At 72.6% G+C, this 12,691-nt stretch carries 8 protein-coding genes; 3 read left to right on the top strand and 5 right to left on the bottom strand.

Annotated elements, in window-relative coordinates; translation table 11 throughout:
* Window positions 1-89 precede the first annotated feature (89 nt).
* Together ACIF6L_RS08180 and ACIF6L_RS08175 are read right to left on the bottom strand one after the other, a co-directional pair.
* Entirely contained in the window at window positions 90-1,136 is a 1,047-nt protein-coding gene (locus ACIF6L_RS08180; RefSeq protein WP_329487236.1) for an aspartate-semialdehyde dehydrogenase, read from the bottom strand.
* Window positions 1,137-1,300: 164 nt separating this feature from the next.
* Window positions 1,301-2,200, bottom strand: a complete 900-nt coding sequence (locus tag ACIF6L_RS08175; RefSeq protein WP_359802503.1) for a dihydrodipicolinate synthase family protein — start codon at window positions 2,198-2,200, stop codon at window positions 1,301-1,303.
* Between the two features lie 72 nt (window positions 2,201-2,272).
* Here ACIF6L_RS08175 and ACIF6L_RS08170 point away from each other — a divergent pair, with 72 nt between their 5' ends.
* Window positions 2,273-3,163: a LysR substrate-binding domain-containing protein gene (locus ACIF6L_RS08170; protein WP_396486858.1), complete on the top strand. Its 891-nt coding sequence runs from the start codon at window positions 2,273-2,275 to the stop codon at window positions 3,161-3,163.
* Window positions 3,164-3,194: 31 nt separating this feature from the next.
* Here the strand turns inward: ACIF6L_RS08170 and dnaE are convergent, their stop codons facing one another.
* Window positions 3,195-6,728, bottom strand: coding sequence for a DNA polymerase III subunit alpha (dnaE, locus tag ACIF6L_RS08165; protein WP_396486859.1), 3,534 nt, complete (start codon window positions 6,726-6,728; stop codon window positions 3,195-3,197).
* Between the two features lie 187 nt (window positions 6,729-6,915).
* On the opposite strand from dnaE, the gene ACIF6L_RS08160 reads away from it, so the two are divergent.
* Entirely contained in the window at window positions 6,916-8,244 is a 1,329-nt protein-coding gene (locus ACIF6L_RS08160) for a DUF2252 domain-containing protein (RefSeq protein ID WP_352287155.1), read from the top strand.
* 2 nt (window positions 8,245-8,246) lie between these two features.
* Here ACIF6L_RS08160 and ACIF6L_RS08155 read toward each other — a convergent pair whose 3' ends face one another.
* Both ACIF6L_RS08155 and ACIF6L_RS08150 read right to left on the bottom strand, forming a co-directional pair.
* Window positions 8,247-9,464 carry a hypothetical protein gene (locus ACIF6L_RS08155; protein WP_396486860.1) on the bottom strand — a complete coding sequence of 406 codons (1,218 nt, stop codon included), beginning with the start codon at window positions 9,462-9,464 and terminating at the stop codon, window positions 8,247-8,249.
* Window positions 9,465-10,252: 788 nt separating this feature from the next.
* Complete coding sequence (locus ACIF6L_RS08150; RefSeq protein ID WP_396486861.1) at window positions 10,253-10,843, bottom strand: dienelactone hydrolase family protein; 591 nt, start codon at window positions 10,841-10,843, stop codon at window positions 10,253-10,255.
* A 190-nt stretch (window positions 10,844-11,033) separates the two neighbouring features.
* On the opposite strand from ACIF6L_RS08150, the gene ACIF6L_RS08145 reads away from it, so the two are divergent.
* Window positions 11,034-12,668 (top strand): alkaline phosphatase D family protein, encoded by a 1,635-nt coding sequence (locus tag ACIF6L_RS08145; RefSeq protein WP_396487112.1) that lies wholly within the window; start codon window positions 11,034-11,036, stop codon window positions 12,666-12,668.
* The last annotated feature ends 23 nt before the right edge of the window (window positions 12,669-12,691 follow it).

Below are 12,691 nucleotides of genomic sequence, written 5' to 3'. Positions count from 1 at the left end.
GGGCGGGGTGCGGCCGGGGCGCGGGCGAGGGCCGGGAACGCGCGGCGGGCCCCGTCCGAGGACGGGGCCCGCCGGGTGCGACCGCGTGCTCAGCCCTTGAGCTCGGCGGCGACGAGTTCGGCCAGCTGGACGGCGTTGAGCGCGGCGCCCTTGCGCAGGTTGTCGTTGGAGACGAACAGCGACAACCCGTTCTCCACCGTCTCGTCGACGCGGATGCGGCCGACGAAGCTCGGGTCCTTGCCCGCGGCCTGGAGCGGGGTGGGGATCTCGCTCAGCTCGACGCCGGGGGCGGCGGCGAGCAGCTCGACGGCGCGCTCGGGGCTGATCGGGCGCTCGAAGCGGGCGTTGATCTGCAGCGAGTGGCCGGAGAAGACCGGGACGCGCACGCAGGTACCGGCCACCTTCAGCCCGGGGATGCCGAGGATCTTGCGGCTCTCGTGGCGGAGCTTCTGCTCCTCGTCGGTCTCGTTGGAGCCGTCCTCGACGATGGAGCCGGCCAGCGGCAGCACGTTGAAGGCGATCGGGCGCTTGTAGACCTTGGGCTCGGGGAACTCGACCGCGGAGCCGTCGTGGGCGAGCGCCGAGGCGCCGTCGACGACCTTGGCGGCCTGGTCCTGGAGCTCGGCCACCCCGGCCACGCCGCTGCCCGAGACGGCCTGGTAGGTGGAGACGACCAGCGCGGCGAGGCCGGCCTCGTCGTGCAGCGGGCGCAGCACCGGCATGGCCGCCATGGTGGTGCAGTTCGGGTTGGCGATGATGCCCTTGGGGCGGTTCGCGATGGCGTCGGGGTTGACCTCGGAGACGACCAGCGGGACGTCGGGGTCACGGCGCCAGGCCGAGGAGTTGTCGATCACGACGGCGCCGGCCGCGGCCGCCTTGGGGGCGAGTTCCCTGGAGGTGGAGCCGCCCGCCGAGAAGATCACGATGTCCAGGCCGGTGTAGTCGGCCGTGGCCGCGTCCTCGACGGTGATGTCGGTGCCCTGCCAGGGCAGCGTGCGCCCGGCCGAACGGGCCGAGGCGAACAGCCGCAGCTGCTCCACCGGACCCACACCTCCGGGAAGTCCTGCGCGCTCCGCCAGGATCTCGCGGACCACGCCGCCGACCTGGCCGGTGGCCCCGACAATGCCGATCTTCATTCCGACTACTCCTCTTGATGGTGCTGGTCACAGCCGCCCTCCGCCCATCATGCCTTGTGACCCGGGCGGGGCGACCTGGTATTCCACGGTGTGAGAGCCCGGCCCCCGGTCCGGCCGGTCCCGCCGGGCGCCGATCCGGCCGGATCGGCGCCCGGCGGGACCGACTAGTGGTCCAGACCGGTGGCGAGCGCGAGCGCCACCGCCACCTCGTCCGCCCCCGCCGGCAGCAGCGGCAGCCGGACGTCCGGGGTGGGGATCCGGCCCTGCGCGTGCAGCACGCCCTTGACCACGGCGGGGTTGGGCGCGGCGAAGGCGGCCGTCGCCAGCGCGGTCAGCCGGTGCCCCAGGGCCCGCGCCCGCGGTACGTCTCCGCGCTCCCAGGCGTCGGTCAGCTCGACGAACCGGGCGGTGGCCAGGTGGGCCGAGGCCGGGATGCCGCCGGCGCCGCCGAGCGCCAGCACCGGCGCGAGGAAGGCGTCCTCGCCGGACAGCACCGCGAACCCGTCCGGGGCCTGCGCGAGCAGCTCGACGGCCGCCTGGTCCAGCCCGCCGGTCGCGTACTTGACGCCGACCACGCCGTCGATCGCGGCGAGTTCGAGCAGCGCGCCGGCCGACAGCTGCTGCCCGGTCCGGTACGGGATGTGGTAGACGACCAGCGGCACCGCGCTCGCCGCGGCCAGCGCCCGGAAGTGCGCGACCGTCCCGGCCTCGCCCGGGCGGACGAAGGCCGGGACGGTGACCAGCGCGGCCGCCGCCCCCGGCACCCGCGCGCCCAGCCCGGCCAGCTCCTCGGCGGCGGCCCGGGTGTCGGCCCCGCCCGCGCCGACCACCAGCTGGGCGCCGCGATCGGCGCAGACGGCCGCGCAGACGTCGACCACCGCGCGCCGCTCGGCCGCGTCCAGCGTGGCCGGTTCGCCGGTGGTGCCGAGCGCGACCAGCCCGGCCGCGCCGTCGTCCAGCAGCGAACCGGCCAGCTTCTCCAGTGCGTCCAGCGCCACCGAGCCGTCCTCGGCGAACGGGGTGACCAGCGGGACGTAGATGCCCTTGAGAACCGTGTGTTCCATGCCCACGATCCTGCGGCCCGGTCATCACTCAGGTCCAGTTCACATTTCTGACGCTTCTCGTAAGCTGGGCCGATGCTCGATGTCCGACGCCTGCGCCTGCTGCGCGAACTCGCCCACCTCGGCACCATCGCCGCCGTCGCCGAGTCGCTCTCGTTCAGCCCTTCGGCGGTCTCCCAGCAGCTGTCCGTCCTGGAGAAGGAGGCCGGTGTCCCGCTGCTGGAGCGCACCGGGCGGCGGGTCGCGCTGACCCCGGCCGGGCTGGGCCTGGTCCGGCACGCCGAGGCGGTGCTGGCACGGCTGGAACAGGCCGGCGCCGAACTCGCCCACGCCAGGGAGGGGCTGGCCGGTCCCCTGCGGATCGGCACCTATCCTTCGGCGGCCCGGGCGGTGATCCCGGCGGTGCTCGCCGAGCTGTCCGGCTGGCACCCGGGGCTGGAGCCGATGGTGGCGGAGGTGGACCCGGCGGACGTGGCGGCGGCGCTGCGCGCGGGCGAGCTGGACGTCGCGCTGGTGCACGAGTACGACCTGGTGCCGACCGACCCGGAGCCCGGCCTGGCGGTGACCCGCCCGGTGTTCACCGAGCCGATGTACCTGGCGGCCCAGGCGGCCGGCACCGTCGCCGAGCAGCGCGCCGCGCCCTGGATCATGGCGCCGCGCGGCACGCTCTGCCACAGCATGGCCGTCCGGGCCTGCGAGAGCGCCGGCTTCGCCCCCCGGATCCGGCACCAGATCGACGACTTCGCGACGGTGCTGGCCCTGGTGGCGGCCGGCCAGGGGGTGGCGCTGGTCCCGCAGCTGGGCACGGAGCGGACCCCGCCCGGGGTGGTGCTGACCCGGCTGCCGATGTACCGCCGGACCCGCGCCGCCTTCCGGGCGGGCGCGGGCTCGCACCCGGCGATCTCGGCCTTCGTCTCGGCCCTGCACACCGCCGTCCCGCCCGCCCTCGGCGGCGCGGTGCTCTGAGCTCGCCCCGGGGCGTCTCCCGGGGCCGGTCTCAGTTCGCCAGGCAGCTCGGCCCGAGCAGCTGCTTGAGGTCCCCGAACAGCGCCGGGTCGGACTTCACCCGGTGCCGGTCCAGCCGCAGCACCGTGGTGGTGCCGCCGCGCCGGAGGTGGACGTGCACCTCGGTGGTCCCCTTGTGGTGGGCCAGTACCTCGCCGAGCCGGGTCACCACCTGCGGGTTGAGCCGGCTCTCCGCGATGGTGAGGGTGATCGGGAGCTGGGCGGCGACGTTCGACAGGTCCGGCACCGACAGCTCCATCCCCATCAGCCGCGGCACGTCCTCCCGCTTGTCCAGCTTGCCGCGGACGAACACCACGGAGTCCTCGACGAGTTGCGAGGAGACCAGCTGGTAGCTGGCGGGGAAGAACATGCAGTCGATCGAGCCCGCCAGGTCCTCGACGGTGGCGATCGCCCAGGCGTTGCCCTGCTTGGTCATCTTCCGCTGGAGGCCCGAGATGATGCCGCCGATGGTGACGATCGAGCCGTCCGGCCGCTCCGCGAGGTCGGCCACCGCGCAGTCCGCCCTGTCGGCGAGGAGGTGCTCGATGCCGTGCAGCGGGTGCGAGGAGACGTAGAGGCCGAGCATCTCCCGCTCCTGGGTGAGCAGGAAGGCCTTGTCCCACTCCTCCTCGGAGAAGACCACGTCCAGCCCGAAGCTCGGCTCGTCGGCGACCGCGTCGCCTCCGAACAGGTCGAACTGGCCCTCCGCCTCCTTGCGCTTGACCCCGACCACGTTGTCGATCATCGGCTCGAACTCCGCGGTCAGCCCCTTGCGGGTGTGCCCGAGCGAGTCGAACGCGCCCGCCTTGATGAGCGATTCGACGGTCCGCTTGTTGCAGACCACCGACTCCACCTTCTCCAGGAAGTCGGGGAAGGAGGTGAACTTCCCCTTCGCCTTCCGGGTGCGGATCATCGACTCCACCACCGGCCCGCCGACGTTGCGGATGGCGGTGAGACCGAACCGGACGAGGGTGTCCCCGTGCGGGGTGAAGTCGGAGTCGGACTCGTTGACGTCCGGCGGGAGCACCTGGATGCCCATCTTCCGGCACTCGTTGAGGTAGACCGCCGACTTGTCCTTGTCGTCCTTCACCGAGGTCAGCAGCCCGGACATGTACTCGGCCGGGTAGTTGGCCTTGAGGTACGCCGTCCAGTACGAGACCAGCCCGTACCCGGCGGTGTGCGCCTTGTTGAAGGCGTAGCCGGAGAAGGGGACGAGGACGTCCCACACCGCCTGGATCGCCGCGTCCGAGTAGCCGCGCTCGCGGCAGCCCCGCTGGAACGGGACGAACTCGGCCTCCAGGATCTCCTTCTTCTTCTTGCCCATCGCGCGGCGCAGCAGGTCGGCCTGGCCGAGCGAGTAGCCGGCCAGGATCTGGGCGGCCTTCTGCACCTGCTCCTGGTAGACGATCAGGCCGTACGTCGGCTTGAGGATCTCCTCCAGGGGCTTCTCCAGCTCCGGGTGGATCGGGGTGATCTCCTGCTGGCCGTTCTTGCGCAGCGCGTAGTTGGTGTGCGAGTTGACGCCCATCGGGCCCGGTCGGTACAGCGCGAGGACGGCGGAGATGTCCTCGAAGTTGTCGGGCTTCATCAGGCGCAGCAGCGAGCGCATCGGCCCGCCGTCGAGCTGGAAGACGCCGAGCGTGTCGCCGCGGGCCAGCAGCTCGTAGGCGGGCTTGTCGTCCAGGGGCAGGTCGAGCAGGTTGATCCTGATGCCCTTGTTCCGCTCGATCGCCTTGACGGCATCGTCCATGATCGTCAGGTTGCGCAGGCCGAGGAAGTCCATCTTGAGAAGGCCGAGGCCCTCGCAGGTGGGGTAGTCGAACTGCGTGATGGTGACGCCGTCGGTGTGCCGGGTCCAGACCGGGATGTGGTCGGTGAGCGGCTCGGCGGACATGATGACGCCGGCCGCGTGCACCCCGGGCTGGCGGATCAGGCCCTCGATGCCGCGCGCGGTGTCGATCACCTTGCGGACGTCCGGGTCGTTCTCGTACAGCCCGCGGATCTCGCCGGCCTCGCCGTAGCGCGGGTGCGAGGGGTCGGTGATGCCGGAGAGCGGGATGCCCTTGCCCATGACGTCCGGCGGCATCGCCTTGGTGATCCGGTCGCCCATCGCGTACGGGTAGCCGAGGACGCGCGAGGAGTCCTTGATGGCGGCCTTCGCCTTGATGGTGCCGTACGTGACGATCATGGCGACCTTGTCGGAGCCCCACTTGTCCGTCACGTACCGGATCACGTCACCGCGCCGGCGCTCGTCGAAGTCGATGTCGACGTCGGGCATGGAGACGCGCTCGGGGTTGAGGAAGCGCTCGAAGATCAGGCCGTGCGGGATCGGGTCGAGGTCGGTGATGCCCATCGCGTAGGCGACCAGCGAGCCGGCCGCCGAGCCGCGGCCCGGGCCCACCGCGATGCCCTGCTCCTTGGCCCACATGATGAAGTCGGCGACCACCAGGAAGTACGCCGGGAACCCCATCTGGATGATGGTGTCCATCTCGTACTCGGCGAGCTTCTTGTGCTCCTCGTCGTACCCGCCCGGGAAGCGCCGGTCCATGCCCTGCCAGACCTGGGCCTTGAAGAAGTCCGCCTCCGACGCGAAGCCCGCCGGGATCGGGAAGCGCGGCATCAGGTTCTTGAACTCGAACATGCCCTCGGTGTCGACCCGCGAGGCGACCAGCAGCTGGCTGTTGCGGCAGCCCTCCTGCCAGGCGTCCGAGGAGTCCAGCGCGTACATCTCGGCGGCCGACTTGATGTAGTAGCCGGTGCCGTCGAAGCGGAAGCGGTCCGGGTCCGAGAGGTTCTTGCCGGTCTGGACGCAGAGCAGCAGGTCGTGCGCGCCGGCGTCGGACTCGGTGGTGTAGTGCGAGTCGTTGGTGACCACCGGCGGGATGTCCAGCTTCCGGCCGATCTCCAGCAGCCCGTCGCGGACCCGCTTCTCGATGTCCAGGCCGTGGTCCATCAGCTCCAGGAAGTAGTTCTCCCGGCCGAAGATCTCCCGGTAGTCGGCGGCGGACCGGAGCGCCTCGTCGAACTGGCCGAGCCGCAGCCTGGTCTGCACCTCGCCGGAGGGGCAGCCGGTGGTGGCCATCAGGCCGGCCGCGTGCTCGGCGATGATCTCCTTGTCCATCCGGGGCCACTTCACCAGCCAGCCCTCGGCGTAGGAGCGCGAGGTCAGCTTGAAGAGGTTGTGCAGGCCCTGCTTGTTGCGGGCCCAGATGGTCTTGTGGGTGTAGGCCCCGGACGCCGAGACGTCGTCCCGCTTCTGGTGCGGCTGACCCCAGAGGACGCGCTTGGTGTTGGTGCGCGACTCGGGCGCGACGTACGCCTCGATGCCGATCACCGGCGTGATCCCGGCGGCGGTGGCCTGCTTGTGGAACTCCGCCGCGCCGTACATGTTGCCGTGGTCGGTCATCGCGACATGGGTCTGGCCCAGCCGCTCGACCTCCTTGAAGAGCTGCTTCAGCCGGGCGGCGCCGTCCAGCATCGAGTACTCGGTGTGGACGTGCAGGTGCGCGTACGGCTGGTCGCTCAAGGCGGGGCCTCCGGAGGCTGGTGCTGTCTGGCTGGCCGGCGAACGCACAGGTCACGGAGGTGCCTGGAAACAGCTGTGGTCCGAGCCGCCATCGGGGCCCGGACCAGCTCTCACACGTTCACGGTCCTACTCTAGCCTCCGGCCCCAGAAGTGCCCGGCCGCCCACCACGCCGCAAAGGACCCTTCCATGTCCCACCCGCAGCCCATCGCCGACCACCGCGCCGAGACCGTCCTGAGCGTCTTCGACACGGCCTTCGGCGACCTGCTCGCCAAGGACCCGGCGGCGTTCCGGGTGAAGTTCCGGAAGATGGCCGCCTCGGCGTTCGCCTTCTACCGGGGCACCGCCGGGCTCTACTACGCCGACCTCGCCGACGGCCCGTTCGCCGGGTACGGCGCCACCTTCCTGGACGAGCGCACCAGCCGGGTCTGGATCCACGGGGACCTGCACGCCGAGAACTTCGGCACCTACCTGAACGCCGAGGGCCGGCTGGTCTTCAACGTCAACGACTTCGACGAGGCCTACGTCGGCGCCTTCACCTGGGACGTCCAGCGCCTCGCCGCCTCGCTGGCCCTGATCGGCTACGCCAAGGCGCTGTCCGACACCACGATCACCCAGCTGGTCACCGCCTTCGCCACCGCCTACCGGGCCCAGATCGCCGCCCACGTCTCCTCCGGCGACGCCGACCCCTTCACCCTGGACACCGCCACCGGCCCGATCCTGGACACCCTGCGCCGGGCCCGGCTGCAGACCCGGGTCGCGCTGCTCGACGGCGACACCGTCGTCGAGGGCTACGAGCGCCGCTTCCGCCTCGGCGGCGGCGCGATCGAGCTGGACGAAGCGACCCGCGCCGAGGTGCTCGCCGCCTTCGAGGCGTACGTGGCCACCCTGCCGCCCGCCTCCCGCACCCGGCCGGAGTCGCTGAAGGTCAAGGACGTCGTCGGCCGCCGCGGCATCGGCATCGGCAGCGCCGGCCTGCCCTCCTACAACCTGCTGCTGGAGGGGCACACCGACGCGCTGGAGAACGATGTCGTCATCTACATGAAGCAGGGCCAGACCCCGGCCGTGTCGCGGCACGTCACCGACCCGGCGATCGCCGGGTACTTCGAGCACGAGGGCCACCGCACGGTCATCTCCCAGCGCGCCCTCCAGGCGCACAGCGACCCGTGGCTCGGCCACACCACCCTGCGCGGGCGCGGCCAGCTGGTCGCCGAGGTCTCCCCCTACACCACCGACCTCGACTGGACCGACCTCAACGAGCTGTCCGACCTGCTCGCCGTCACCGAGTACCTCGGCCGCGCCACCGCCACCATGCACGCGGCCGCCGACGAGTCCTCCAGCGGCCACACCCTGGTGCCGTTCTCCACCGAGCACGCCATCGACGCCGCCATCACCCGCGACGAGGCCGGCTTCACGGCGATGCTGGTCGACTTCGCGCACGCCTACGGGGCGCAGGCCCGCCAGGACCACCAGCTCTTCGTCGACCTCTACCGCAACGGCCGCATCCCCGGCCTGTAGGGCTACCCGGTCAGGGCCGCCAGCCGCTCCCCGGCGGCGGCCCTGACCTCCGCCTCCTCCATCGGGTCGTCCCGCAGGTAGGCCAGCCGCTCCCGCACCTCCGGCCCGTCCGGCGCGTGCCCGACGGCCAGCAGCCGCGCCGCCGCCTCGCAGTCCCGGAGCGACTCGGTGTACACCGCGCCCAGCCCGGCCGGGCCGATCGCGGCCAGCGCCTCCAGGTAGGCGGCCCGCTCGTACGAGTGCGGCGTCCACAGCCAGAACCGGCGCAGCAGCGAGACGGCGTCCCCGGCCTGCGCCGACCCGAACCGGGCGAGCGCCTTGGCCTGCCTCCTCGGCCCGCACCAGTGCCGCCGCACCCAGTGCCGTTCCAGCTCCGCCACCAGCACCGGGACGTCCTCGGCCGCCCCGTACTCGGCCAGTACCCACTGCCCCTGCGCCCGCAGCCAGTCCGGCTCCGTGACCGCGGCCCACTCCCGCGCGGCGGGCACCGCCCGGGCGCCGAGCTTCTCCAGCACCCCGATCAGTGGCCACAGCACGTACCTGCCGTCCGCCGTCCCCAGCGACGGCACCAGTGGAAGCACCCCGGGCTCCGGCCCCCGGTCATCGAGCACGTCCAGCGCGGCGGTCCGGCGCTCCTGCGACTCGGCCGGATCCGCCAGCAGCTCCAGCAGCTCCGCGTTCCCCGTCCTCGCCAACGGCTTCGCCTCCCGGGGCCCGTGCACCGGCCCCGGCCGGACCCACCCCCAACGCGTCCACGGCTCGCCCCACCGGTCCGCCGGATCCCGTCGCGCCCGTTCCCCGGCCGTCTCCGCCAGGTCCTCCCACCACTCCACCGGCCACCGGTCCGCCATCGCCTCCAGCACCGGCGCCCAGTGCCGCCCCACCCGCACATGCGCCCGCAGCGCCTCCCGGGCCTGCGCCGACCCGTCGAGCGCCAGCAGCACCAGCACCGCGCCGGCCCGCTCACAGGTGTTCTCGTCCCCCGCCAGCAGCCCGACCACCGGCCCGACCGGCAGCGCGAGGTCCCTGACCAGCCGCGCCAGATAGAGCGCCCGCTGATCGACGGGCTCCCACCGCCAGTCCCACCGCACGCACCCGTACACCAGCTCGGCGGCCGCCGCCGGGTCCTCCTCGGCCATCCGCGCCCCGAGCCCCCGGCCCCGCTGCAAAAGCCCCGGCAGCGTCGCCGCCGGTGCGTACTCGTATCTCCGCTGTGTCACCCCGCCATCCTCCCCCAGCCCCCGCCGAGGACGGTTTCCTCCACGTCCGGCGCACCCAGCACCCCACGAAGGGCACCTGGACGACCAGGGTCCTCGTCAGCAGCGTGCCGCTCACGGAGCCCGAGCAGATCGACGCGGCGTGGCGAAGCACGGTCCGGAACCCGGCACTCGGTGAAGGGGAAGGGGAAGGCCGGGGCCTCGGCACTTCCCTCCAGGGGGAGAAGAACGAGGGGAAGACCCCCTCCCTTCCGAGGCCTCCGCCGAGGACTCCGCCGAGAACGGCGACAGGGAGGCCCGGGCCGCTGCGGCCGGGCCGCTGGGGAGGCTGACCACCCGCGACGGTCGCCTGCGGCTCGGCGCGCTCGAAGCCCTCGATCTGGCGCCGCTCGTGGCGGACTGGCTCGCCAGGGATCCCGATGTCGAGCGGCTGCGGGCGGCGCTCCTGAACGGCCTGCCCCCGCAGGTGCTCGCGCCGGCGGGCTTCCTGCGGTCGCGCCTGGAACGGAAGATGCCGGAGCCGACCGGCCCCACTCCCCCGGCCGCGATCGGGGATTGCGCCCGTTGCGCGGCCCGGTGACGCCCGGCGGCAGGACGATCTGCCGCCGCTGTGCGGGGCTCATGCCTCCTTCCTGCCGCAGCGCCGGACAGGGCCGCCGCCGAGCGGAACCGGATCGGCGCCGAGTTCGCGCGCGGCCCGCTACGCGGCGCAGCGCCGGTGCCGTAGCAGCCGAGCCAGGCTCGATACACAGGAAGTCGGCCGGGCCGACTTCCTGTGCACGGGGCGCGTCTCAGGCCGCCTGGTCGTCCAGCTCGGCGAGGAAGTCCAGGGCCACCGCCCAGGTCCGCTCGGTCGCCTCGGCGTCGTAGTCGGGCAGCTCGGGGTCGGTGTAGACGTGACCGGCGCCCCGGTAGCGGTGGACCTCGACGTCGGCGCCGGCCCGGCGCAGCTGCAGGTACCAGGCGTTCAGCCAGTCCTCGGACTCGAACGGGTCCGGCTCGGCCACGTGCAGCTGGACGGGGATCGAGGTCGCCGCGTCCTCCCGGATGTCCGAGGTGCCGTGCAGCAGGAGCAGGCCGAGCGCCTTCTCGTCGGCCAGCGCGAGGTTCTGGGCGAGCGAGCCGCCGAGCGAGAGGCCCGCGTAGACGAGCGAGGCTCCCGACCCCAGCAGCGGGGCGGCGGCGCCGACGGCCCGGCGCAGCAGCTCGTCACTGCCGAGCTCCTCCTTGTACGCCATGCCCTCCTCGACGTCGTCGAAGGTCTTCCCGTCGAACAGGTCCGGGGTGTGCACGGTGTGCCCGGCGGCGCGCAGCCGGTCGGCGGCGGCGTGGACGGCGGGGCGCAGTCCGTAGACGGAGTGGAGGAGCAGGATCTGGGCCACGGTCGGACTTCCTTGCAGGGCGGGCGGAGACTCCCCCCATCATCGCTCATGGCCACCGGGTGGCCCCGCGCCCGCGCGGCGGTGGCGGAGGCCACGCGTCGGTGAAGCGGCGACGAACAGTCAGTCCGACCTATGGAGCGGCGCGTTACCGACCGGTAGCCTGTCCGCCGTGACTGACCTTGTCGATGACATGACCGCTGCCCGCCCGCACCGCCGCCAGGTGCTGAAGGCCACCGCGATCGTGGCGGGCGCCGCCGCCCTGCCGCTCGCCCTCGGCTCCGCGGCCTCGGCCGCGACCGCCCCGCAGTTCCTGCACGGCGTCGCCTCCGGCGACCCGCTCCCCGACGGCATCCTGCTCTGGACCCGGGTCACCCCGACCCCCGACGCCGTTCCCGGCTCCGCCACGGGCCCGGCCACCGAGGTCCGCTGGGAGCTCGCCACCGACAAGGGCTTCACCCGGATCGCGGCGAGCGGCACGGTGACCGCCACCGCCGCCTCCGACCACACCGTCAAGGCCGACGTCCGCGGCCTGACCCCGGACACCCTCTACTGGTACCGCTTCACCGCCGGCGCCGCCGTCTCCCCGGTCGGCCGCACCCACACCACCCCGGCCGCCGACGCCGCCCTCTCCCGTCTGCGCCTGGGCGTCGCGTCCTGCGCCAACTGGGAGGCCGGCTACTTCTCCGCCTACCGCCACCTCGCCGCCCGCGGCGACCTGGACGCCTTCCTCTTCCTCGGCGACTACATCTACGAGTACAAGACCGGCGAGTTCTGCGCCCGCGGCTCGGTCGTGCGCCCGCACGCCCCCACCCACGAGATCCTCACCCTCGCCGACTACCGGACCAGGCACGGCCGCTACAAGACCGACGAGGACCTCCAGGGGCTGCACGCGCAGGTCCCGACCATCGCGATCTGGGACGACCACGAGTTCGCCAACGACGCCTGGTCCGGCGGCGCCGAGAACCACACCCCCGGCACCGAGGGCGACTGGGCCGACCGGATGGCCGCCGCCAAGCAGGCCTACTTCGAGTGGATGCCGGTCCGCCCGTCGATCGCCGGCACCACCTACCGCCGCCTGCGCTACGGCAAGCTCGCCGACTTCCACCTGATGGACCAGCGCTCGTTCCGCTCGGAGCAGGTCAAGGTCGGCAACGGCGACGTCGACTCGGCCGACCGCAGCATCACCGGTCGCGCCCAGATGGACTGGCTGAAGGCCGGGCTCACCGCCTCCGACACCACCTGGCGGCTGATCGGCAATGAGGTGATGATCTCCCCGGTCGCCTTCTTCTCGCTGCCGGACTACCTGCTGCGCCCGCTGGCCAAGCTGCTCGGCCTGCCGGGCGAGGGCCTCGCGGTCAACACCGACCAGTGGGACGGCTACACCCACGACCGCCGCGAGCTGCTCGGCCACCTCAAGACGAACGGCATCACCAACACCGTCTTCCTGACCGGTGACATCCACTCCGCCTGGGCGTCGGACGTCCCCAACGAGGCCGCCACCTACCCGCTCTCGGGCAGCGCGGCCACCGAGTTCGTGGTGACCTCGGTGACGTCGGACAACATCGACGACGTCCTCAAGGTCGCCCCGCAGACCCTCTCGCTGGTGGCGGCCGCGGCGATCAAGTCGGCCAACCCGCACGTCAAGTGGGTCGACCTGGACTCGCACGGCTACGGCGTCCTGGACATCACCCCGAGCCAGACCCAGATGGACTACTACGTCCTCTCCGACCGCACCCGCAAGGACGCCACCACCAAGTGGACGCGCTCCTACCGCACCCGGTCCGGCACCCAGCAGATCGAGCGGGTCTACTCCCCCGTCAAGTAGGCCGCGCCCCGGAGGGGGTACGC

Source organism: Kitasatospora sp. NPDC086009, assembly GCF_044540385.1.
Taxonomy (GTDB): domain Bacteria; phylum Actinomycetota; class Actinomycetes; order Streptomycetales; family Streptomycetaceae; genus Kitasatospora.
The sequence above is the reverse complement of the archived record's forward strand: the minus strand, read 5'-3'. Positions and strand labels throughout refer to the sequence as shown.